The organism is Rhodopseudomonas sp. P2A-2r (assembly GCF_026015985.1).
In the GTDB taxonomy this organism is placed as follows: domain Bacteria; phylum Pseudomonadota; class Alphaproteobacteria; order Rhizobiales; family Xanthobacteraceae; genus Tardiphaga.
In genome coordinates this window covers 1,320,516-1,343,547 of record NZ_CP110389.1, presented here as the reverse complement: position 1 = coordinate 1,343,547, position 23,032 = coordinate 1,320,516, and the positions used below count along the sequence as shown (strand labels likewise).

The 23,032-nt window shown below is 63.4% G+C and carries 21 protein-coding genes and 2 pseudogenes; 13 read left to right on the top strand and 10 right to left on the bottom strand.

Translation table 11 applies throughout. The features are described from left to right. Window positions 1-52 precede the first annotated feature (52 nt). Window positions 53-319, top strand: coding sequence for a hypothetical protein (locus ONR75_RS06475; RefSeq protein WP_265081879.1), 267 nt, complete (start codon window positions 53-55; stop codon window positions 317-319). An 84-nt stretch (window positions 320-403) separates the two neighbouring features. On the opposite strand, the gene ONR75_RS06470 is transcribed toward ONR75_RS06475, so the two are convergent. Further along, window positions 404-2,113 carry an outer membrane beta-barrel protein gene (locus ONR75_RS06470; RefSeq protein WP_265081878.1) on the bottom strand — a complete coding sequence of 570 codons (1,710 nt, stop codon included), beginning with the start codon at window positions 2,111-2,113 and terminating at the stop codon, window positions 404-406. Between the two features lie 207 nt (window positions 2,114-2,320). Here ONR75_RS06470 and ONR75_RS06465 point away from each other — a divergent pair, with 207 nt between their 5' ends. Next, window positions 2,321-3,346: a KpsF/GutQ family sugar-phosphate isomerase gene (locus tag ONR75_RS06465; RefSeq protein ID WP_413776445.1), complete on the top strand. Its 1,026-nt coding sequence runs from the start codon at window positions 2,321-2,323 to the stop codon at window positions 3,344-3,346. Between the two features lie 177 nt (window positions 3,347-3,523). Here ONR75_RS06465 and ONR75_RS06460 read toward each other — a convergent pair whose 3' ends face one another. The 6 genes and pseudogenes from ONR75_RS06460 to ONR75_RS06435 form a co-directional block, all read right to left on the bottom strand. Beyond that, window positions 3,524-3,967, bottom strand: a complete 444-nt coding sequence (locus tag ONR75_RS06460; protein ID WP_265081877.1) for an NfeD family protein — start codon at window positions 3,965-3,967, stop codon at window positions 3,524-3,526. 2 nt (window positions 3,968-3,969) lie between these two features. Further along, the gene (locus ONR75_RS06455) at window positions 3,970-4,965 is read right to left on the bottom strand and encodes an SPFH domain-containing protein (RefSeq protein ID WP_265081876.1); all 996 of its coding nucleotides are present in this window, start codon (window positions 4,963-4,965) and stop codon (window positions 3,970-3,972) included. A 237-nt stretch (window positions 4,966-5,202) separates the two neighbouring features. Then, the gene (gene hemH, locus ONR75_RS06450) at window positions 5,203-6,240 is read right to left on the bottom strand and encodes a ferrochelatase (protein WP_265081875.1); all 1,038 of its coding nucleotides are present in this window, start codon (window positions 6,238-6,240) and stop codon (window positions 5,203-5,205) included. 53 nt (window positions 6,241-6,293) lie between these two features. Continuing rightward, window positions 6,294-7,420: pseudogene (locus tag ONR75_RS06445) on the bottom strand (nickel/cobalt transporter). A 50-nt stretch (window positions 7,421-7,470) separates the two neighbouring features. Further along, window positions 7,471-8,085, bottom strand: coding sequence for a DUF1007 family protein (locus ONR75_RS06440; protein WP_265083557.1), 615 nt, complete (start codon window positions 8,083-8,085; stop codon window positions 7,471-7,473). 37 nt (window positions 8,086-8,122) lie between these two features. After that, window positions 8,123-10,213 (bottom strand): M3 family metallopeptidase, encoded by a 2,091-nt coding sequence (locus ONR75_RS06435; RefSeq protein WP_265081874.1) that lies wholly within the window; start codon window positions 10,211-10,213, stop codon window positions 8,123-8,125. 128 nt (window positions 10,214-10,341) lie between these two features. Here ONR75_RS06435 and ONR75_RS06430 point away from each other — a divergent pair, with 128 nt between their 5' ends. The 6 genes from ONR75_RS06430 to ONR75_RS06405 all read left to right on the top strand — a co-directional run bounded on the left by ONR75_RS06430 (window position 10,342) and on the right by ONR75_RS06405 (window position 15,882). Continuing rightward, entirely contained in the window at window positions 10,342-10,593 is a 252-nt protein-coding gene (locus tag ONR75_RS06430) for a hypothetical protein (RefSeq protein ID WP_265081873.1), read from the top strand. A gap of 756 nt (window positions 10,594-11,349) precedes the next feature. Beyond that, window positions 11,350-12,492: a type III PLP-dependent enzyme gene (locus ONR75_RS06425; RefSeq protein WP_265081872.1), complete on the top strand. Its 1,143-nt coding sequence runs from the start codon at window positions 11,350-11,352 to the stop codon at window positions 12,490-12,492. Window positions 12,493-12,601: 109 nt separating this feature from the next. Further along, a complete protein-coding gene (locus tag ONR75_RS06420; protein WP_265081871.1) occupies window positions 12,602-13,201 on the top strand; it encodes a GNAT family N-acetyltransferase in 600 nt (199 codons plus the stop codon). Between the two features lie 54 nt (window positions 13,202-13,255). Continuing rightward, window positions 13,256-13,642, top strand: a complete 387-nt coding sequence (locus ONR75_RS06415) for a RidA family protein (protein WP_265081870.1) — start codon at window positions 13,256-13,258, stop codon at window positions 13,640-13,642. Between the two features lie 259 nt (window positions 13,643-13,901). Further along, the gene (gene rnk, locus ONR75_RS06410) at window positions 13,902-14,306 is read left to right on the top strand and encodes a nucleoside diphosphate kinase regulator (protein ID WP_265081869.1); all 405 of its coding nucleotides are present in this window, start codon (window positions 13,902-13,904) and stop codon (window positions 14,304-14,306) included. Window positions 14,307-14,433: 127 nt separating this feature from the next. After that, a complete protein-coding gene (locus ONR75_RS06405; RefSeq protein WP_265081868.1) occupies window positions 14,434-15,882 on the top strand; it encodes a homospermidine synthase in 1,449 nt (482 codons plus the stop codon). A gap of 192 nt (window positions 15,883-16,074) precedes the next feature. Here ONR75_RS06405 and ONR75_RS06400 read toward each other — a convergent pair whose 3' ends face one another. Then, on the bottom strand, window positions 16,075-17,397 hold the full coding sequence (locus tag ONR75_RS06400; protein ID WP_265081867.1) for an ATP-binding protein: 1,323 nt from the start codon (window positions 17,395-17,397) through the stop codon (window positions 16,075-16,077). Window positions 17,398-18,004: 607 nt separating this feature from the next. Here ONR75_RS06400 and ONR75_RS06395 point away from each other — a divergent pair. Then, window positions 18,005-18,756, top strand: a pseudogene (locus ONR75_RS06395) (hypothetical protein). A 37-nt stretch (window positions 18,757-18,793) separates the two neighbouring features. Here the strand turns inward: ONR75_RS06395 and modD are convergent. Then, the gene (gene modD, locus ONR75_RS06390) at window positions 18,794-19,651 is read right to left on the bottom strand and encodes a ModD protein (RefSeq protein WP_265081866.1); all 858 of its coding nucleotides are present in this window, start codon (window positions 19,649-19,651) and stop codon (window positions 18,794-18,796) included. Window positions 19,652-19,938: 287 nt separating this feature from the next. On the opposite strand from modD, the gene modA reads away from it, so the two are divergent. After that, window positions 19,939-20,700 (top strand): molybdate ABC transporter substrate-binding protein, encoded by a 762-nt coding sequence (gene modA, locus ONR75_RS06385; RefSeq protein WP_265081865.1) that lies wholly within the window; start codon window positions 19,939-19,941, stop codon window positions 20,698-20,700. Window positions 20,701-20,828: 128 nt separating this feature from the next. Beyond that, a complete protein-coding gene (locus ONR75_RS06380; RefSeq protein ID WP_320109702.1) occupies window positions 20,829-21,506 on the top strand; it encodes a DUF2478 domain-containing protein in 678 nt (225 codons plus the stop codon). Here ONR75_RS06380 and ONR75_RS06375 read toward each other — a convergent pair. Then, on the bottom strand, window positions 21,408-21,614 hold the full coding sequence (locus ONR75_RS06375) for a TOBE domain-containing protein (protein ID WP_265081864.1): 207 nt from the start codon (window positions 21,612-21,614) through the stop codon (window positions 21,408-21,410). The two genes, ONR75_RS06380 and ONR75_RS06375, sit on opposite strands and share 99 nt — an antisense overlap. A 194-nt stretch (window positions 21,615-21,808) precedes the next feature. Here ONR75_RS06375 and ONR75_RS06370 point away from each other — a divergent pair, with 194 nt between their 5' ends. Together ONR75_RS06370 and ONR75_RS06365 are read left to right on the top strand one after the other, a co-directional pair. After that, the gene (locus tag ONR75_RS06370) at window positions 21,809-22,363 is read left to right on the top strand and encodes a peroxiredoxin (protein ID WP_265083556.1); all 555 of its coding nucleotides are present in this window, start codon (window positions 21,809-21,811) and stop codon (window positions 22,361-22,363) included. Window positions 22,364-22,368: 5 nt separating this feature from the next. Next, complete coding sequence (locus ONR75_RS06365; RefSeq protein WP_265081863.1) at window positions 22,369-22,914, top strand: carboxymuconolactone decarboxylase family protein; 546 nt, start codon at window positions 22,369-22,371, stop codon at window positions 22,912-22,914. Window positions 22,915-23,032: the final 118 nt, after the last annotated feature.

The window sequence follows — 23,032 nt, the reverse complement described above, 5'->3', positions numbered from 1 at the left end:
CACCCGGCTATGAGAGACCTTCCGCCCGCGCTTTCGCCCCTGAGGATTCGACGTGCCCGATTACGATCTGCTGCGCGACTATCTGCTGAAACAGACCGTGCCTGAATTTATCCTGAGCCTCGAGCAGATCGAGGAGATCATCAACGACGCGCTGCCGCGCGCGTCGCACCGCGCATCATGGTGGGAAACCGCCCGCGGCCCGCTGGAGAAGATGCCGCAGCGCGAGGCCTGCATCGCGGGCGGCTACAACGCGGTGCGGCTGCCCGACAACAAGGGCGTGCGATTCACCCGGCCCAACGTCCGCATCCGTCGGAAATAGCGCCAAGCTTACTTCCCCGTCCCAACTCTGCAACTGCAGCGCAACACGTCGCAGTTGCGACACGCTGCGTCCGGGATAAGGCTGCTAGCGCTGCAACCGCACGCCTAGCATCACCACGGTCGCATTGGTGCTGGCACCGGCGAGGTTCGACTCCAGCCGGTCGTGGCGCACCTGCGCCTTGATCTGCAGTTCTCGGTTGAGCTTGAACACCAGGTCGCCGGAGATCCCGTAGATCTGGTCGAACCGCGTGCTCTCCTGATAGTCCTGCGTGCCATAGGTGAACCTGCCCACCGCGGTGAGCCATCGGCGGAAATCGTGATCGACTTCGAACGTGTAGGTACGCGTCAGCACGCCCGGCACGCCGGCCAGCGTGGTTTCGTCGATCGAACTGACGGAAATGAACTTTGCCGTGGTCAGCGGCGTTGCCGTCCATACCAGCGAGGCTGTGGTCAGCAACCCCTTCAGGTCCTGCAACCCCGGGTCGGCATAGCGGCGCGCGGCATAGCCGATCGAGACCTCGCCGGTCAGCAGCCGGGTGAATTCAAAGGTGGTGCCGGCCTTAACGTAGCCGCCGTTGGAATCGCGCTGATAGAGGGATCGATCAACCGGGGTGTCGTGGACACGGGTATCGCCCTGGATCTCGCCGAAAGGCCGCAGGCCAGGCAGAACTTCGTAGCTGACGCGTCCGACACCGCCGTACTGATTGTAGTTGCGGTCGTTATTGGTGGTGCTGACACCGTTGGTGAGCTGCGAGTCCTGATAGGCGATGCGGTCGACCGTGCCGTCGAGCTTGACCTGCAGACGGTTGAAATCCTGTTCGAAACCGACCGTGCTGCCGGTCGCGGTAAACAAAGGAAACTTCGCCAGTCCGGCCTGAATGTTCGGACTACCGGGGTTGTCGGCGCCGACGCGCAGCCGAAACTCGCCGTTGAAGCGATTGTCGCGGGTGACGTCGAGCCGTCCGTTGACCTTGCCTGTGAAATCGATGCGGGCGACGTCGACCGGCGCCGAGGAGATCTGGCCAGCCGGCGCCGGAAAGGTCTTCTCGTAGCCGGTGTAGGAGCCCCTGAGATCGACGATCACCGAATGACGCGACCAGTCGGACGCCGCCAGCAGCTCCGGCGCGATGCGGTAGAAGCTCGAACTGCGCGGCGCCACAAAGCGCGCGGGATTGCTGTCATAGCCGCCACCGAGTTCGACCGCGGACTTGACCAGGAAACTGCCCACATAGACGCCGGTTGCGCCGAACGGATCGTCGTCTGGCCGCAGCCGCCGGCGCGCTGGTTGCCCGACAGCGCTGCCGGCCACCGATGCCGACACCGGCGGCTTGTTCGCCGTCGATGACGGCGGAATCGACAGCGGCGGGTTGGTCAGGGTCGGACGCAGGGCTGGCGGCGGACTGCCGGGACCAGGCGATGGCTTCGGCCTGACCTGTCCGGGATAGAATTTCGGCCGCTTGCGCGTGCGGTTCAGCGAATCGTAGCCGGAGTCCGAGGCACCCGCGGCAGCGCCGCTGCCATAGGTCGGCAGTTGCCCGATTCGCGACGGAGCGCTAATCGCCGACGTGGAGTCGCTATCGCCCGGTCGGGCATCGCCAGTGCGGCGCAGCGGCATGTCCTGCGGCGCGATGAAGCCGCCCGGCGTCGGACGCAACAGGTCGCTGGTCAAGGCCTGTGCGGCAGCCGGTGCCGGCGCCAGCGCCGGAGCGCCGAGGCCGACCAGCCACAGACCAGCCGACAGCGCACGCAGAGCAACTGCGCGCTGGCGGCGGCCCGTGGCTGGACCTGTCCTCACGATCCTGAATACTCCAACATAATCAGATACTTAAAAATTTCCGGTTCCCTACAAGCCGCGACGCGGCGCGGAACCTGTCGTTAACGGAGTTAAAACAACTATGGTTAATGAGGCGTTGAGATCGCAGGGGGCGTTTCGCTTCACAGCCGCAGCCGTGCTAGGAAGAGCGCCGGACCAATCAATAATTCCGGTCCACGGGATGAATGCATGGCACGCTCAAAATCCGCAGCCACGGATTCGCAAGCTCAGGCGGCGATGACCGATCAGGCGACTGCTGCAATTTCCTCGGCGCTGCGCACCCTGGACGCCGAGGCCAGCGGCGTCACCGCGCTGGCTGCGGCACTGCAGTCAGATCTTGGCCCGGCCTTCGCTGCGGCCTGCGACCGGATCCGCAACGCCCGCGGCCGGCTGATCATCACCGGCCTCGGCAAGTCCGGCCATATCGGCCGCAAGATCGCCGCGACCTTCGCCTCCACCGGCACGCCCGCCTTCTTCGTCCACGCCGCCGAGGCCAGCCATGGCGATCTCGGCATGATCACCGCCGACGACGTCATCCTGGCGCTGTCGTGGTCCGGTGAGCAGGCGGAGATGAAGAACCTAATCACCTATGCCAAGCGCTTCCGCATCCCGTTGATCGCCATGACCGCCAACAGCGAGTCGACGCTGGCGCAGGCAGCCGATGTTTCGCTGGCTCTGCCCAAGGCGCGCGAGGCCTGCCCGCACAACCTGGCGCCGACCACCTCGTCGCTGATGCTGCTGGCGCTGGGCGACGCGCTGGCCATCGCGCTGCTCGAAGGCCGCGGCTTCACCTCAGTGGATTTTTCGGTGCTGCATCCGGGCGGCAAGCTAGGCGCCATGCTGAAATATACCCGCGACCTGATGCACGACGGCGCCGCGGTGCCGCTGAAGCCGCTGGGCACCAAGATGTCCGACGCGCTGGTGGAAATGTCCTCCAAGGGCTTCGGCTGCGTCGGCATCGTCGACGCCAGGGGCCACATCGTCGGCATCGTCACCGACGGCGACCTGCGCCGCCACATGCGGCCCGATCTGATGACCGTGGCGGTCGACGAGGTGATGACCAAAAACCCGAAGACCATCAGCCGCGACCTGCTGGCCGGCGAGGCGCTGGAGATCCTCAACTCCTCGAAAATCACCGCGTTGCTGGTCACCGAGGCGAAGAAGCCGATCGGCATCGTGCATCTGCACGATCTGCTCCGCGCGGGCGTGGCGTAACTCCACATTATCGTGTCCCGGACGCGCAGCGGCGCACTTGTGCCGCTGCGCGTCCGGGACCGCACCAAACACCGATGCTTGCATTCGTGACGACCTCAGCTCTGCGAAGCAATACTTCCGCGCGAAGCTTCGCTTCGCTAGGTTGCATCGCGTCCGAGGCACGAGAACGGTGCTCGTCTAAATCCCGGCCACCGTCAGGCTCGCCCCATCGGCCTGCACGATCCTGACCTTGCTGCCGGCGGGCGTATCCGGCCCCGCCACACGCCATACGGTGTCGTCGATCCGCACGATGCCTTCGCCGTCGACGATCGGCTTCTCCAGCGTGCAGATGCGGCCGACCAGCGCGTCGGAGCGCTTGTTGAGGAACGGGTTGGGATTGACGCCGGGTTTTTGCCGCGCGATGCGCCGCCACAGCGGCACGGCGGCGGCGGCGAACAGCGCAAACAGCAGGATCTGCAGCTGCCAGGACGGCGTCACCACGAAGGACACCACGCCGACCAGGAAGGCGGCGAGGCCGAGCCAGAACATGAAGACGCCGGGCGCGAGCAGCTCCAGTCCCATCAGCAACAAGCCGAAGATCAGCCAATTCCAAGTGCCCAGCGTGATGAACATGTCGGCCATTGTCAGCTCCTTGGCGGCACCGGCGGGACCGGCCCGGTCGGCGGCACCGAACCGCGGCGGGCCGCGGTCTGCGCCGAGGCGGCGCTTTCACCAAAGGTCGCCTTGGCAATCTCGCCGATCCCGGCCAGCGAACCCAGCACGCCCATCGCCTCGATCGGCAGCATGATGATCTTCTGGTTCGGCGAGTCGGCGATCTGGCCGAACGCCTTGATGTACTTGTCGGCGATGAAGTAGTTGAGCGCCGCGACGTCGCCGCTGGCGATGGCATTGCTGACCATCTCGGTGGCCTTGGCCTCGGCTTCCGCGGCCCGCTCGCGGGCTTGGGCGTCGAGGAACGCGGCCTCGCGGCGGCCTTCGGCCTGCAGGATCTGGCCCTGCTTGGCGCCTTCCGCACGCAGAATTTCCGACTGGCGCTGGCCTTCCGCCTGCAGGATATCGGCGCGCTTGACGCGCTCGGCCTTCATCTGCCGGCCCATCGCTTCCACCAGATCGGCGGGCGGCACGATGTCCTTGATCTCGATGCGGTTGACCTTGAGGCCCCACGGCGACACCGCGGCATCGACCACGCGCAACAGCCGCTCGTTGATCTCGTCGCGATGCGACAGCACCTGATCGAGGTCCATGGCGCCCATCACCGAGCGGATATTGGTCATGGTCAGCACCACGATCGCCTGGGTGAGATCGGAGACCTCGTAACTGGCCTTGGCGGCGTCGAACACCTGGTAGAAGGCAACGCCGTCCACCGTCACGGTGGCGTTGTCCTTGGTGATCACCTCCTGCTCAGGGATCGAGATCACCTGCTCCATCATGTTGACCTTGCGGCCGACGCGATCGAAATACGGGATGATGATGTTGAGGCCGGGCGACAACGTGCGGGTAAACTTGCCGAACCGCTCGATGGTCCAGTCATAGCCCTGCGGCACGGTTTTGACGCCGGCGAACAGGGTCAGGATGACCAGCACGACGAAGGCGATGGCAAAGATGTCGAAACCGGTCATCGAATTCTCCCAGCGAAACCGCGCAATGCCGCGCGTGATTAGGTCGCCGAATTCAGATGTAAGGTTCGATGCGGGGAAAAGCGAGCGATTGCCTCAAGCCCTTGCGAAACAAACTCCGCCGTCATCCTGAGGAGCGCGCACTTGCGCGCCTCGAAGGATGGGCCGCAGGTCCCGAACACCCATCCTTCGAGGCTCGCCCTGCGGGCGAGCGCCTCAGGATGACGGCGGAGCGCGTTGTCAGATCCAGCCCTGCAGCTCGCGCAGCACCAGCTGGCGGATCACGTCCATGCCAGGATCGCTGTCGTTGAGGCAGGGGATCGCTGAAAAATGTTCACCGCCGGCATGCTTGAAGATCTCGGCATTTTCCTGCGCGATTTCTTCCAGCGTCTCCAGGCAGTCGGCCGAGAAGCCGGGCATCACCACGGCGAGGCGCTTGACGCCGTCTTTGCCGAGCTGCTCGATGGTCTTGTCGGTATAGGGCTTCAGCCACTGGTCGAAGCCGAAGCGCGACTGGAACGTCAGCATCAGCTTCGATCCATCGAGCCCCATGCGCTTGCGCAGTGCCTGCATGGTGGCGATGCACTGCGCCTGGTAGGGATCGCCCTTGTCGATGTATTTCTGCGGCATGCCGTGGAACGACGCCACGATCAGTTCCGGCACGAACGGCAGCGCCGCCACATGGCTTTCGATCGAGCGCGCCAGCGCGTCGATATAATCCGGCTCGTCGTAATAAGGCGGCGTCACCCGCAGCGTGGGCTGCGCGCGCATGGTGCCGAGCACACGGAACGCCTCGTCGCAGACGGTGGCCGAGGTGGCCGCCGAATACTGCGGATAGAGCGGCACGATCAGGATGCGGTCGCAGCCCTGCGCGGTCAGCGCCTCGATCCGCGCCTGCATCGACGGATTGCCGTAGCGCATCGCCCAGTCGACGATGACATGGGTGTGGCCGGCGATGGATGCCGCCAGCTTGTCCGACTGCGCACGGGTGATGGTCTTGAGCGGCGATTCGTTGAGTTCGTTGTTCCAGATCTTCAGATAGTCCTTGGCCTTGCGGGCGGGACGCGTGTTCAGAATGATGCCGTTGAGGATCAGCTTCCACAGCAGGCCCTGATCCTCGATGACCCGGGGATCGGACAGGAACTCCTTGAGATAGACCCGCACCCCGCGCGCATCGGCGGTATCCGGCGTACCGAGATTGACCAGCAGCACGCCGACGCGTTGCATGGCCGTGGCGGTGGCCGCCGGGGCTCGCTCGATGGGAATGACGACGCTCATGGTATTGTGCTTTTCGTTTTGGCCGCCCCCGGACCCGGGCGCAGCGCGAAAGATCAGAAACAGGTGACGCGCTCGGCGGCGATATAGCCGAGCAGCAGGCCGACGCCAAACAGCAGCACCAGCCCGGCGGCGCCGAATTCGAGACCGCGCATCACCAGTGCCCCGCCGCCCTCGCGGGAACCGATAACGCGCCGGGCCAGGCCTTTGGCGGTAACAGCCATGACCGCGATGGTCGCCACCGTGATAGCAGTGCCCAGACCCATCACAAAGGTGGCGGCGACACCGGCCCAGAACAAGCCCTGCGCCAGCGCGAACACCAGCACCAGGATGGCGCCCGAGCACGGCCGGATACCGACCGTGAGGATCGCACCGAAGCCGCGCGCCCAGCCGCCCGGTCCGGCGAGCTGGTCCGGGGTCGGGCCGTGGGAATGGCCGCAATGCTCGTCATGGACGTGGTCGTGGTGCGCGTGCGCGGTCGCCTCGGCATGGGCGTGCCCATGGGCGGCATGAGCATGCGAATGGGCGTGTGCATGGCCGTGCTGATGACCGTGATCGTGATGCTCATGGCCGTGATGATCATGATGCACGCTGGCTTGCGCCGGGGCATGGGCCATCGCCAGTTGCGGCGCAGGCGGCGCTTGCGAGGCGCTCAGCGCGCAAAAAAGCCGCGGCCCTTGCTCCACACCAGCCGGGCGCCGAACGCCGCAATCAGCGCGTAGCTGGCGATTTCGACGACGCGCTCGGCGCCGCACATGGTCTTCGCGGTGACGTTGAGCAGCCAGGCACCGATGCCGACAATCAGGACGGCCACCAACGCCTGCATCAGCGCCGAGACGAAGGACAGCACGATGCCGCGGCGAGCGGTCTCCTCATTGGCCACCAGATAGGACGAGATCACCGCCTTGCCGTGGCCGGGGCCGGCGGCGTGGAAGATGCCGTAGACGAACGAGATCACCAGCAGGGTCCACACCGCAGAGCCGTCGTTCTTGGCGGCGCGGATGGTCGACGACATCTCGCGGTAGAATTTGGACTGCTGCGTCAGCAGCCAGCCGACAATGCCACCGACCTGCGTGTCAGGCGCGGCACGCGGCGCGCCGAAGGGATTTTGCGCCAGCGCGTCGTGCAGCGAGGCGTCGGCGAGGACGGCAAGTGCAAGCACGGCTGCACATGACATGACCATAACCCAGGGCCGGGCATAACGGGGTGAGAGGCGGGGCGACAAATCGGCCATCATGGGCAGTTCACCGTGATTTTGTTGGCGAACATCGCGCCGAAGTTGGCATTGGCGCCGCCATCCATGAAATTGTCCTCGCCGATCTTCTGCGCCGTGGCGGCGCCGTCGCTGGGACGCTCGATCGCCGTGGTGCAGCTGGCCGGGGCGCCGACCAGCCGGATCGGGTCCTTCTTCTGCAGCCCGAAATCGACGAAGAACGTCGGATCGAACACTTCGAGCGCCAGTTGTTTGGTCTTGAACGGGGTCTTGAACGGCAGCGTGAAGTGCAGCACCAGCGCCGTGTCCTTGTATTCGAGATAGTAGTCGACCGGGTCGACAAAGCGCTGCTTCTTGCCGTCGGCCTTGGCGAAGGTGAAGAAGGCGAATTCCTTCAGCGACTCCACATTGGTCTGCGCCAGCGGCGCCAGTTCCTCGCGGGTGTAGACGCCCTTGGTCTTGGTCTCGATGCCCTGCAGCGCATAGGTCGAGAACATGTCGTCGAAGGTCCAGGCATGGCGCACGCCGGTGATGCTGCCGTCCGGCGCATAGACCAGTTCGCTCGCTGCGGTGACCCATACATGAGGGTGTGCGGCGGCGGAGCCGATGCTGCCCGCAAGAGCGACAACGAGCATCAGCAGACCGAGCGCGCGCTGAATCCCCCGGCGCACGTTACGCCGCCTCCGGCGTGTCGAGCAGGCCGCGGCGACGCAGCAGCGCGTCGGGCTCGGGTGCCCGGCCGCGGAAGGCGATGTAGGCATCCTCGGGGTCGCGCGAGCCGCCCGAAGCATAGATGTCGTCGAGCAGCCGCTTGGCTACCGCCTTGTCAAAGATGTCGCCGGCCTCTTCGAAGGCGCCGAAGGCGTCGGCGTCCATCACCTCGGACCACATGTAACTGTAGTAACCGGATGCATAGTGATCGCCGGAGAAGATGTGACCGAACTGGGTCGGCCGGTGGCGCAGCGAGATTTCCGCGGGCATGCCGATCTTCTCGAGTTCCTTCCTTTCGAAGGCCGCCACATCGGCCGACGCCGAGGCCGGCTGGGTGTGGAATTCGAGATCGATCAGCGCCGACGATACGAACTCCACCGTGGCAAAGCCCTGGTTGAATTTTCGCGCGGCGATGAAGCGCTTCAAGAGGTCATCCGGCAGCGGCTCGCCGGTCTGGTAGTGGGTGGCGAACTGCCTGAGCACCTGCGGCTGCTCCTGCCAGTGCTCGTAGAGCTGCGACGGCAGCTCGACGAAGTCGGTGAACACCGAGGTGCCAGACAGCGAGGGATAGGTGACGTCGGACATCATGCCGTGCAGGCCATGGCCGAATTCATGGAACAAAGTGCGGGCATCGTCCGGCGACAGCAGCGACGGCGCACCGTCGGCGCCCTTGGAGAAGTTGCAGACGTTGAGGATCAGGGGTGCCACGCTGCCGTCGAGCTTCTGCTGGTCGCGCAGCGAGGTCATCCAGGCGCCCGAGCGCTTCGAGGGGCGGGCAAAATAGTCGCCGTAGAACAGCGCCTTGTGCTGTCCCTTGGCGTCCTTGACCTCCCAGACCCGGACGTCGGGATGCCAGACTGGAACGTCCTTGCGCTCCTCGAAGGTCACGCCGAACAGCTTTGTCGCGGTGTCGAAGGCCGCCAGAATCATGTTGTCGAGCGCGAGATACGGCTTGATGGCGGCATCGTCGAAATTGGCGCGGCGCTGCCGCAGCTTCTCGGCGTAGTAGCGCCAGTCCCAGGCGGCGAGCATGAAGTTGCCGCCCTCCTCCGCCACCAGCTCCTGCAGCGCATCGCGGTCGGCCAGCGCCCGGGCGCGCGCCGGCTTCCACACCCGCTCCAGTAGCCCGCGCACCGCTTCCGGCGTCTTGGCCATGGAGTCCTCGAGCCGATAGGCGGCGAAGGTCGGGAAGCCCAGGAGCTTTGCGGTCTCCTCGCGCAGCTTGAGTATCTCGACGATGGTTTCGTTGTTGTCGTTGGCGTTGCCGTTGTTGCCGCGCTCGATGAAGGCCTTGTAGGCGCGCTCGCGCAGGTCGCGCCGCGTCGAGCTCTTCAGGAACGGCTCCATAGAGGAGCGCGAGGTGGTGATGATCGCCTTGCCCTTCAGGCCACGGTCCTCGGCCGCAGCCTTCGCAGCAGCGACGAAGGTCTCGGGCAGGCCGTCGAGATCGCCCTCGCCGATCTCCATGAACCAGTCCTGCTCGTCGCCTAGCAGATGGTGGCTGAACGAGGTGCCGAGATGCGCGAGCCGTTCGTTGATCTCGGCCATCCGCGCCTTGGCGGCGTCATTGAGGCCGGCACCGGCGCGGTGGAAGCGGGTGTAGGTGCGCTCCAGCAGCCGGGTCTGCTCCGGCGTCAGGCCGAGTGTCGCGCGATCGTCATGCAGCTTGGCGATGCGACCAAACAGCACGGCGTTCATCATGATCGGGTTCCAGTGCCGCGCCATCCGCAGCGACACGTCCTTGTCGATCTCCAGCAGCGCCGGGTTGGAATTGGCCGAGACGAGATCGTAGAACACCGCTGCAACCCGGTTCAGCAGCTTGCCGGACCGCTCCAGCGCGGTGATTGTATTGGCGAAGTCGGGGGCCGCGGGATCGTTGACGATGGCGGCGATCTCGGCCGAATGGTCGAAGAAGGCCTGTTCGAAGGCCGGCATGAAGTGCTCAGGCAGAATCTCGGCGAACGGCGGCGTCTCGAAGGGCGTCGTCCAGGCCTTGAGAAGCGGGTTGTCGAGCGCGGGCGAGGTGACCACCGTATCCAAGCTATCTGACATCATAAATCCTGATTTGCCGGCTATTTGAGGAGCGATCTATACCACGCGATGGGGCTTTTTACGCCCTTTAGCGCTTGCCGCAGCGGGCTTTTTCAGAGAGATTGCCGGCCGAAACAGGACTTCGAGCCATGACCACTTCCACCGCCCCCCGCCGCATCTACTGGCCCAGCGTCGTCACCGTGATCTCCGCCGCGATTCTGATCGGCGCCGAGGTGTTCGGCGCGGCGTTCGCCGGCGGCTGGGCGCTGTCGATCTTGTTCGGGCTCGACACCATGGGCGAGCACATCCTGCAGGTGATCCTGTTCCTCGCCGGCGTCGCCATCATGGTGGGCTTCATCCGCAACGCGCAGCGCATCGAGCCGTTCACCCGCCGCGGCTGACGTAACGCTGTCGTCGCCCGGCTTGACCAGGCGACCGAGGAATCGCTGGCCTTGCGCTTCATCGCCGATGCCTGCGTTTACTGGCCCCCGCCTGCGCGGGGATGACAACTGAGTGCGTTACGCGCTCCGCCAACTCACTCACACTTCCTTCACGAAGCTTAACGCCCGTTCATCTTCGGTAGTTGAAGCACGCATCGCGCGACGCATCGCCACGCACGCGGGAAAAATTTTTCCCGCGACCAAAAAAATTGTTGCGCCCCCGAGTCAAAGGACCTATTTGCACTCTTGCCCAATTTCGCACGTGCCTGTGGTCGTGTGTCAGTCGGTAGGTATCCGGACAAGAGGCCGGACAGCCGCCAAGGGACAAGGAAGCCGAGGGTCGCCCGCTGATTTTTGCGGGAGGCCAGCATCTCTCTCCAGGGATGCCGTTGAAGGCGACTTTGATCCTTGCAACCGTGACTGGCAGCCGGAGGCGAACCGGCGCACCTCGTTCTCAACGGGGGACGCGACTTAAAGCAACGACGGATCGGGCTTTTTGGTCTCTGCTGGCTTTCCATCAGCCAGCGCGAATACCGAAGAGGCTTGTCCTTCATTGCCAGGTGTGCGGGCGGGATCACTCCCAACCAATCCACGGCAGCACTTACGGTCTGAGCTTTTGGCTTTGCCGCGCCTCCATCGCGCGTCTGGGTCCGGAAGCGCTGAACCGTCATCATTTTTTGAACGTGACCCCTTTGCCGGGCCGTTTGGGAGAGTGCTATGACTGAACGTATTCAGGAATTCCTCCGCGCCCGCCGCAACGAAGGTCAGGACCTCGAGCCGTGTCTCGTGGTCGACCTCGAAGTCGTGCGCGACAACTTCCAGAGCTTTGCCAAGGCGCTGCCGGACTCCCGCGTGTTCTATGCGGTGAAGGCCAACCCGGCGCCGGAAGTGCTGTCGCTGCTTGCGTCCATGGGGTCGTGCTTCGACTGCGCCTCAGTGCAGGAGATCCAGATGGCGTTCGACGCCGGTGCCACGCCCGACCGCATCTCGTTCGGCAACACCATCAAGAAGGAACGCGACATCGCCCGTGCGCATGCGCTCGGCATTGGTATGTTCTCGGTCGACTGCAGCGCAGAGGTGGAGAAGATCGCCCGTGCCGCCCCCGGCGCACGCGTGTTCTGCCGCATCCTCTATGACTGCGCCGGCGCCGAATGGCCGCTGTCGCGCAAGTTCGGCTGCGATCCGGAGATGGCTGTCGACGTGCTTGAGCTCGCCAAGCGCCTTGGCCTGGAGCCCTACGGCATTTCGTTCCATGTCGGCTCGCAGCAGCGCAAGGTGAAGGCGTGGGACCGCGCTTTGGCGATGGCCTCGTCGGTGTTCCGCGACTGCGCGGAGCGTGGAATCAACCTGTCCATGGTCAACATGGGCGGCGGATTCCCGACCAAGTACCTCAAGGAAGTCCCCGCGGTCGTGCAGTACGGCCGTTCGATCTTCCGTGCGCTGCGCAAGCATTTCGGCAACGCGATCCCGGAGACCATCATCGAGCCGGGTCGCGGCATGGTCGGCAATGCCGGCATCATCGAGACCGAAGTCGTTCTGATCTCCAAGAAGAGCGACGAGGACGATGTGCGCTGGGTGTACCTGGATATCGGCAAGTTCGGCGGTCTCGCTGAGACCATGGACGAGTCGATCCGCTACGCCATCAAATCGCGCCACGACGGCGCCGAGATGACGCCCTGCGTGCTGGCCGGCCCGACCTGTGATTCGGCCGACGTGATGTACGAGAAGCTGCCGTATCCGCTGCCCGTAACCCTCGAGATCGGCGACAAGCTGCTGATCGAAGGCACCGGGGCGTACACGTCGACCTACTCCTCGGTGGCGTTCAACGGCTTCCCGCCGCTGCGCACCTTCCACATCTGAGCTTCGCTCGGACCTGAGTAAGCGGGGAGCCGGTCGTCCGGCTCCCATCCCGTCACCTTCCATTCCGGATGACAACACTCCGCCCCGGCGGAGTGGGGACCGACATGCCATGACCGATCTGCACGAGACCGCCACCGACACCCCTGTTGCCCTGCCCATCGCAGCCCGTCCGTACGAGATCCGTGCGGAAGTGGGCTCCGACGTCGCCGCCCGTGAATCTCTGCTGGATGTGTGCTTTGGCGCTGCGCGCCATGCCCGCACCTGCCAGCGACTGCGTGACGGACGACTGCCCGCCGAAGGCCTCGCCTTCTCGGTGGTGGCGCAAGGCCGGCTGGTCGGCACGATCCGGCTTTGGCATGTCGACGCCGGGGGCCGAGCCGCACTGATGCTCGGCCCCCTGGCGGTCGATCCCATCGTGCGCGAACTCGGCATTGGCGCCGCGCTGATGCAGCACGCCATTGCCGCGGCGCGGGCGCTCGGCCACAGCGCGGTCGTGTTACTCGGCGACGCGCCCTATTACAGCCGGTTCGGCTTCTCGCGCGACGGGATGGCGGAGCTGGCGCTGCCGGGGCCGTTCGAGCGCGTTCGCCTGCTTGGCCTGCCATTGAAGCCCGGTGCGCTGGACGGCGCCCGGGGGATCATCTTAGGGAGCGGTAAGTGGGTCCGCCGCACATCGACCCGCCGCCCGGAACTGGCCCACGCGGCTTGATTTGAACGCCAATAGACGGCATTTCCGCGCCTGTTCGCTTCCGAGGGACCCGCCATGACCCGCCGCCTGATTTCCACCGGATCGCCGTTCGAGAAGATCGCCGGCTACAGCCGCGCCGTGGTCGACGGCGATTTCGTCTTCGTGTCCGGCACCACCGGCTACGATTACACCACCATGACCATGCCGGCCGACGTCACGGTCCAGACACAGAACTGCTTCAAGACCATCGGTGCCGCGCTCACGGAGGCCGGCTTCGCCATGGCCGATATCGTGCGCGCGACCTATTACATCACCGATGCCGGCGATGCCGATGCGGTATTCGCGGTCACCGGCGCCCATCTCGGCGAGATCCGCCCGGCGGCCACCCTGCTGGTGGTCGCGGGCCTCTACAAACCGGAGATGAAGGTCGAAATCGAGGTGACGGCGAAACGTCGCAGCTGATTGCCAACGGCCGGTCGATCGGGCCGCACGCCCGTCAGCGCACTGTCAGCGGTTGACTTTCGCCACAGGACCCATAGGTTTCGACCATCATGACGAACCTGCCCCGCAACCGCCTACTGCTCCGCGCCGGTCACCTTCAAGCAGGAATGTGACCCGGACGCACGCGCGCGTGCCATCCGGGCTTGTTCGATTTCAACGTCGTCATCAACTTGAAATGCTCGTCGCGTTGCGCGCCGGGCCTCACTTGGCTGTGAAACCCATGATCCATTCCCTTCGCAAAGAACTGCCGTGCATCACGCTCCGCCGCAGCGACCGTGAGCGCCTTAACGTGCTCGCCGTGGCCGCGACTGACAAGTATCCGGTGACGGCCGAGTTTCTGGCCCGCGAGATCGAGCGCGCGACCATTGTGCCGGATACCGATCCCTTGCCCGGCATCGTCGGCATGGAGTCCGACGTCACGTTCCGCGACGACAATAGCGGGCAGGCAAAGCACGTCACACTGGTCTACCCGACCTCCGCCGATGTGGCAGCCGGACGGATTTCGGTATTGACCCCCGTCGGAGCCGCGCTTATCGGCCTTTCCGCGGGGCAATCGATGCCATTCGAGACGCCTTCGGGGGAACCGCGTTCGCTGACCGTTCTCGAGGTCGGCGAACGGCACTGAACGGCGTTCACGGCCGGCATGGATATTCGATCACGCGATTTCATTCCGACGTCACATCCCCACTGTCCTTTCTCAACCACGCGCGAAGCAGCGCATTCATCTTGATCCCGTCTGGAGCCCGAAGCTGATGTCCCCCTCCCCCGCCGCACCGATCTACGCGAAAATCACCGGCCCCATCGTCATGGTCGGCTTCGGCTCGATCGGCAAAGGCACGCTGCCGCTGATCGAGCGCCATCTCGACTACGACAAGTCGCGCGTTACCGTGCTCGATCCCAAGGACGAGGGCCGCAAGGCGCATTGCGAGAAGCAGAATGTGCGCTTCATCCAGCAGGGGGTCACCAAGGAGAATTATCGCGAGCTGTTGACGCCGCTGCTCACCGAAGGTGGGGGCCAGGGCTTCTGCGTCAACCTGTCGGTCGACACCGGGTCGAAAGACATCATGGAGCTGTGCAACGAACTCGGCGCGCTCTACATCGACACCGTCAACGAGCCATGGCTCGGCTTCTATTTCGACGCCTCGAAGGGCCCCGAAGCGCGCTCCAACTACGCGCTGCGCGAGGCCACGCTGGCCGCCAAGAAAGCGCGTCCCGCAGGCTCGACAACGGCCGTCTCCTGCTGCGGCGCCAATCCCGGGATGGTCTCGTTCTTCGTCAAGCAGGCGCTGCTCAATCTCGCCGCCGACCTGCAGCTTAATGCCCACGAGCCGAAGACCAAGGCCGAATGGGCGGACCTGATGCGCCAGGCCGGCGTCAAGGGCATCCACATCGCCGAGCGCGACACCCAGCGCGCCAAAACTCCGAAGCAGCGCGATGTCTTCGTCAACACCTGGTCGGTCGAAGGCTTCCTGTCGGAAGGCGTGCAGCCGTCCGAACTCGGCTGGGGCACCCATGAAAAATGGATGCCGGAGAACGCCCACACCCACGAGTCCGGCTGCGGCGCGGCGATCTACCTGATGCAGCCCGGCGCAAACACCCGCGTGCGCTCGTGGTGCCCGACCCCCGGCGCACAATACGGCTTCCTGGTGACGCACAACGAATCGATCTCGATCGCCGACTACTTCACGGTGCGCGACGCATCGGGCACGGCGGTCTACCGGCCGACCTGCCACTACGCCTATCATCCCGCCGACGACGCGGTGCTGTCGCTGCATGAGATGTTCGGCCGCGCCGCCAAGATGCAGGAGAAGCACCACATCCTCGACGAGAACGAGATCGTCGACGGCATCGATGAACTCGGCGTGCTGCTCTACGGCCACGGCAAGAACGCCTACTGGTTCGGCTCGCAGCTCTCCATCGAGGAGACCCGCGCACTGGCACCCTATCAGAACGCCACCGGCCTGCAGGTGACCTCGGCCGTGCTCGGCGGCATGGTCTGGGCGCTCGAGCATCCGAACGAGGGCATCGTCGAGGCCGACGAGATCGATTTCCATCGCCTGCTGGAGATCCAGGGCCCCTATCTCGGCCCGGTGAAGGGCTACTACACCGACTGGACGCCGCTGACGGATCGTCCCGGACTGTTCCCGGAAGACATCGACACGTCGGATCCCTGGCAGTTCAAGAACGTCCTGGTGCGCTGAGACTCTCCAAAAGTTCACATCGCGACAGTTCACCCGCGCAGTTATCCGCGCGGGTGAACGGGATGGTCGAGCGATGAAAATGATGAAGACCGCGGCGCCCTGACCCGAAGCTGCTGGAGCCATCGCAGATGCCGCATGTTCCTGCCCCGGTCCACGAGTGGCTCGTCCTAGCGGAACGCCACAAGAGCGAACTCAAGTTTCGATGGCGCCAGCCCCTGGATACTCGGGGTGATCGGCTTGCTCCGACAGCTTTAGCGAGTGGGCACCCCAGCGATTGATCGCGGCAAAGAATTCCGCCGGCTCAAATGGCTTGGATAGATAGTCATTCATGCCGGCGGCGAGATAGCCTTCGCGTTGCCCGACAAGTGCGTTGGCCGTGAGAGCGATGATCGGGACCAGTCGCTCGGGCCCGGGCAAGCCGCGGATCAGCCTGGCAGCTGTGACGCCATCCATCTCCGGCATCTGGACGTCCATCAAGACCAAGTCGTAGGAGATGCCCTGAACAGCATTGACCGCCTCCTTGCCGTTGCTGACCAGATCCGACCGATGCCCCCGCCTGGACAACAATTTTGATATCAACGCCTGGATCATCGGACTGTCCTCCGCCACCAGAATGCTGAGAGGCCGACCGATTTTCTCGGCAATCGGCTGCAACGAAGGCGCCGAGACGGTTGACCCCTTTGCGCGCCCGCACTGCACCGTAAACCAGAACCTGCTGCCATTACCGGGAACGCTGTCGACGCCGATCGTGCCTCCCATCATCAGACACAACTGTTTGCAAATGGCGAGGCCAAGGCCAGTGCCGCCGTATTTGCGAGACACCGAGGAGTCCGCCTGCGTGAAAGGGGTGAACAGGATTTCCTGAACCGCCCTCGATATACCTATACCGCTATCGCTCACATTGATGCGGAGTTCGACAACGTCGTCGGCCAAAGAGCGATGCGACGCGATGATGTGGACCGCACCCCGCTCGGTGAATTTGATCGCATTGCTGGTCAAGTTCAGCAGGATCTGACGAATCCGGGAGGGATCGCCATTCAAGTACGCCGGCAGATCACCGTCCCTGGATGTCCTAAGCTGGAGACCCTTGGCGTGCGCCTTGGGGCCGAGCAACGATGTCACGCCGTTCACCAAGTCTTCGAGACTGAAGTCGATCGACTCCATCGCAAGCTTGCCGGCCTCCAGTTTGGAGAAGTCCAGAATGTCGTTGACGATGACGAGCAGTTCGTCAGCCGATTCGCGCACGATCGTGGCAAGACTCCGTTGCTCTTCGCTAAGCTCAGTGTCCGCCAACAGTCCGATGGTGCCCGTCATTCCGGTCATCAGCGTGCGGAGTTCATGGCTCATCATTGCCAGAAATTCGGACTTGGCTCGGTTGCCGGGGGCGCATGATGCGTTCCTCGGCAGGCACCGTAGTCCATTTCCGTCTTGCGGCGCAAATCTCGCAGTCAAGGTGACGCGGCGAACATAGCCACTCAACGTTGACCGGGGATGCTGACGTTCGATAGACGTCATCCGGCCTTTCGCCCAACAAGCGCACGACGGCGACAGGGACCGTACCATGTCCGATTCCGCCCTCATCACGCGACCGCCCCCAGGGGCCCGCCGTGCGATCGATCTCCGGCAAGGCGCTGTTCGCGATCCTCATAGGCCTGAACGTCGCGACCTGCGCCTAGTTCGCCGATCTTGGCATACAGCGATTTGACATCGACTAAGGGCGCGAGCGCTGTGCCTCGCCCCCGAAGACCCGAGAAGCGGCGCCCTCGAGTCGGGCCTTACAGGTCGTGATCTGTTTGGGGCGAACATCGAAAGGCTGGGCCAGCTACCCTGGTCATGCGATCTCCCTTGATGGCAGCAAGCGCCACCTTCGCGTTGAAAGCCGGTGAATAGTTCCCGCCCCGTCGTCTGTTCATGGTCGCCCCTTCACAGCGATTATCGCCGCTGTCAGGCGGGACTTCCACTTATCGTCCTGTGCAGGTTTTCGGGACCGGCTTTGACGGAGTTGGCATTTGTCTTGCTGGTATGACGGCGTAGCATTCTCGTGCATGTCGCCGTGTCGGAGTTGCGTCAGCATTTTGCGCAAACCCGACAAGGATCATAAGGCCAAACAACAGAGTGTCCCATGCCGGATATGGCGGAACTGAAGAAGAGAAAATTGCCGCTCAATCTGGCGATTGTCCATGTGGACCCGGACGCCTTCATCGCGAACTACCTGGGCTGGTTAGAAATCACGTCGTTCATCACCGCACACCAGGCTGGCGAAGCTACGATCCCCGCGGACGGAGAAACTCCAAAGCTGTCGCCGGAGCAATTACGCGAAGGCGGCGTTCATGATGTCGGCAACGACGCGATGTTCGCCTTCTGCATGACTGCAGCGATGAAGCAAGACAAAGCGGCGGTCGACAAGGTCGAGGCCGCCCTGATCGAAAGCATGGGAAAGGAATTCCCAGGCTCGTTCGGCCTCTGGCATTTCAGAGCGCAGATCGACGCGCCGGTCACGCTCGACGACTTCGTCGGCCAGGCCGGCAAGAAAATGCTGCTGGGCGGCATTTCACCGCCGCCGATGCGCGCGAAGGAAAACTGGAACAGCGGATTGCGCTTTTTGAGAAGGCGCGCAAATCCAATTTCGTTCACGAGATCATGTATCCTCTCGCAAACTGGACCCGGGCGTGCTGGACCGAGACCCTGGAGAAAGGCGTCGCCTTCCTGCAGCACATCGAGGACAGTATTCCGGTGCTGCGCGCGGCTCTCGATGACCCCCGCAACGACCAGCCCTTCATTGCCAACACGCTGCTGAACCTGGCTCCTGCGGTGGATATGGAATTGACCGAGGAATACCAGGGAGTCCTGCGATCGCTGGCGCGGCGGGGTTAACGTTCTGCACCATTCGCCTGCAGCACTTCCGGTGCAATCAACGATCTGTCAATGATGGGCCTATCCGCACCTGAACATCGCGCGGCCGCGCCAGATAGGGTGACGACGTGACCACCACATCGGCGCCGACCTGCGCATAGGCAGCAACGTTTCCGGCATGGATGCCACCGGCGGCGGCAATGATCGGCCGTGGTCGCGCGGTCGATGCCACCCTTGCGACAAGGTCGACAATTTCGGTCGGCGTGAACTTCTCGGCTTGAATGACGTCAAAACCGGCGGAAGCCGCTACGATGGCGGTTTCCATCGTATTCACTTCGATCACCAACTTCTTCTCCGGCGCGGCGCGGCGCAGTCGTGCGACCGTTTCCTCGAGAAGTTCGTCGCCGAGGAACGTGCGGTGTTCCGGGAACACCAGCACCGTCTCCGATAGTCCGAGGCGGTGCATCATCGCACCTCCGGCTCTTACAGCGGCAACTGCGAAGCGCTTCGTACCTGGCGTATTCTTTCGCGTGCAGGCGACGGAAATATCGGGTGCAACGGCGGTGGCCGTTGCGACGATGGCGCGGGCGTCGGTTGCCACGCCGGACCAGATCTCGATCAGTGTCTGCGCGACCTTCCAGCTGCGCAACAAGCCCGCTGCCGGACCATGCGCGGTGAGTATCGGCGCCCCCGGCTCAAGGATGCAGCCGGAGGATGCGAATAGCTCGACTCCACAGCCGGCGATCTCGATGATCGCAGCTGCATCTTCCACCAGTGCCAGCACCATCGGGTCGCGCGCGGTAAATTGCATCATACCGACGGCGGCGCCGATACCCAACGCGTCGGTCGTCAGGTCGCCGTAAGGAATATCGTCGGCGATGAGCCGCTCGAGTTCGGCATGCGATGCGGCGGGCATCGGCGAGCCGATCGCCCCGCGCCGTTGAGCCGTCGCAACCGCTGGAACGAAGGATTTGCCTTGATGCATGGGGTCCTTCAGATGTTGTTCGGGTGTCATGTCGGGTCAACGACATGAATGTCGAGACTGCGACTATGACGCGCGCATTGGATCGGGATTTCGGCGCCAACGGCCCGTTACCCTCGCATCTAAGCAAGTCGTAGACCAATAGACGGCGGCATGCGGCTTGCTGGGATGACGGCATAGAACGGATCCCAAGGGCCATCAGAGCCGAAGCAGGAATTCAGATGAGATTTGCCAAATCAATTCGACATGTCACCTTTCTCGCCACTTGGGTTCTCACCGCCACCAACCTTCCGGCGGCCGAGACCAATGTGGCGGTCGCTGCCAATTTCACCGAACCCGCCAAGGAAATCGCAGCTGCCTTCAAGGCGAAATCCGGCCATGTGGTTGTGCTGAGCTTCGGTTCCAGCGGGCAGTTCTATGCCCAGATCACCCAAGGCGCGCCATTCCAGGTGCTGCTCGCCGCCGACGACGCCCGACCGAAGAGGCTCGCGGAGGATGGACTTGCTGTTCCCGCCAGCCGCTTCACTTACGCCATCGGCAAGCTGGTGCTGTGGAGCAAGATACCCGGCCTGGTGACCGGCGAGGAAACCCTCAGGGCTTCGAGCTTTGCGAAGCTGTCAATCTGCAATCCCGTTGCCGCCCCCTACGGTGCGGCCGCGGTTGAGGCAATGAAAGCCCTGAAGATCTACGACAGACTGCAATCGAAACTGGTCGAGGGCGCCACCATCACGCAAGCCTACCAGTTCATCGAGACCGGCAATGCCGAGCTTGGCTTCGTTGCGCTGTCTCAACTGGCGGGTCCGGCGACCGGCTCGCGCTGGCTGGTGCCCCAGGAACTCTATTCGCCGATCCGGCAGGATGCCGTGTTGCTGAAGGACGGCGCCGCCAACGAGGCCGCAACCGGGTTCATGACCTTCCTGAAGGGGCCGGAAGCCCGCGCCATCATCGAAAAGTACGGCTACGTCCTCGCCGGACAGAGCTGAACGGCATGGCTGGGCTGCCAGCTGTTCGTCCTGCAAGACTCCAAGAAGACAGGCTCACCGGACATCGGCACGGCACTTGTTGAAACACCCCCGGAAATTTAGTCGGACCACCCATGCGAGAACCCGCCATGACGCCAGACTTCCACGACATCAACCCCAACCATCTGGCTGCCATCGTTTATCGCCCCGACGACGACGTCGATGCGCTGCTCGCCGACTTCGCGACCGCTTTGCTGCGCGACGGCCAGCACATCGGCGGCATCGTGCAGCGGAACCTGAAGGATGAGCTCGGCCGCCCAAACGGCATGCACGTCATCGACCTGACGACCGGACGGCAGATCTCGATCTGTCAGCCGCTCGGCACCGGCGCCACCGCCTGCAAGCTCGATCCCGCCGGGCTGGCCGAAGCCTCGATCGCGGTATCACGTGCTGTCGTCGAAGACGCAGAACTCATCATCGTCAACAAATTCTCCAAGCAGGAGGTCGCCGGGCATGGCCTGCGCAGCGAAATCGCCGAGGCGATCATGGCCGGCTGTCCGGTTTTGATCGCCGTACCCGAAAAATGTCTGGATGCCTGGCGCGATTTCACCGGCGATCACGGCACCACATTGCTGTGCGCAATCAATGTCGTCGAGGAGTGGTGGCGAGACGTTTCGTGTCAACGAGCAGGCGCGCGCGCCGCCATGAAGGCGGGCGCGCCCCCGGTGCTACTTTCCGATCATAACATCGGACGACTTGATGACGGCAGAAACGCTGTCACCAACCTTCAGCGCGAGTTCATCGACCGCCTCGTTGGTAATCGATGAGGTCACCATCAGCCCCGAGGCGAGCTCGATCTTGACATGCGCCGTGGTCGATCCCTTGGTCACTGCTACAATTTTGCCGGGCAGAATATTACGAGCGCTAAGCTTCATGAATTCTATTCCTTCGATATCGAGTAAGCAGATTTCTTTCCGCAGCATTGACGCTACTGCAATCTTCCCGATGCGTCATTCGGTTTCGCAGCAGCGCCGTACTTGCGACACGTCGGGCGACAGCGGTTATGGCATATCGATTGCTTATGCCTTCACATGGCGTTCGCCACAGGCAATCCCCACGGAGTTACGACATGCTCGGAATCGGAGACAAGCTGCCGTCGTTCAATATTGTCGGTGTCAAACCTGGCTTCCACGTGCAGGAGGAAAAGGGACAGAGCGCCTTCGAAACGCTCACGGAAACGAGCTTCCCCGGGAAATGGAAGATCATCTTCTTCTATCCGAAGGATTTCACCTTTGTGTGCCCGACGGAAATCGCTGAGTTTGCACGAATGTCCGGGGATTTCGCGGATCGGGACGCAGTCGTTCTCGGAGGATCGACCGATAACGAGTTCGTCAAGCTGGCCTGGCGCCGCGACCACAAAGATCTGCATCATCTGCCAATCTGGCAATTCGCTGATACCAGGGGCTCGCTGGTCGACGGCCTCGGCGTTCGCTCCCCCGATGGCGTTGCCTATCGCTACACCTTCATCGTGGATCCCGACAACGTGATCCAGCATGTCTACGCAACCAACCTCAACGTCGGCCGCAACCCGAAGGATACGCTACGCGTGCTCGATGCGCTGCAGACCGATGAATTGTGCGCCTGCAATCGTGAAACGGGCGGCGAAACCCTCAAGGTGGCGTGAGGCACATGTCGATCGATGATTTGAAGGATCGCATTCCGGATTTTGCCAAGGACGTCAGGCTCAACCTGTCCTCCATGGCCGCCGATGAATCACTCAGCGCTCAGGCCAAGTACGGCCTGTTCGTCGCTTGCGCCATCGCAACACGCAATCCGACGGTGATGGCGTCGATGGAAGCGGCGGCATCCGTCCATCTTTCACCGACAGCGATGACGGCGGCCAGGTCGGCCGCCCCCATCATGGCGATGAACAATATCTACTATCGTTTCGTGCACCTTGCCTCAAACAAGGAATACGCCACGATGCCGGCGCGGCTGCGCATGAATGTGATTGGCAATCCGGGCGTCGACAAGACCGATTTTGAACTATGGTCGCTGGCAGTATCGGCGATCAACGGCTGCGGCGCTTGTATCGATGCGCACGAGAAAGTACTTTTGGTCGCCGGCGTCACATCCACCGCGATCCAGACTGCGGTGCGATTTGCCGCGATCATCCAGTCAGTCGCGGTGTCGATCGAAGTCGGCGGACTCGAACTGGCTGCAGCGGCAGAGTAATCCTTACCCGCGCGGCACTGAGTTTGTTAAATATCCCGCGACGACTTCCGTCGCGGGATATTTTCATTCGACTTCCGAAATGTCGTGCGGCAGGCGGAAATCAAGCGGACTCGCTGCC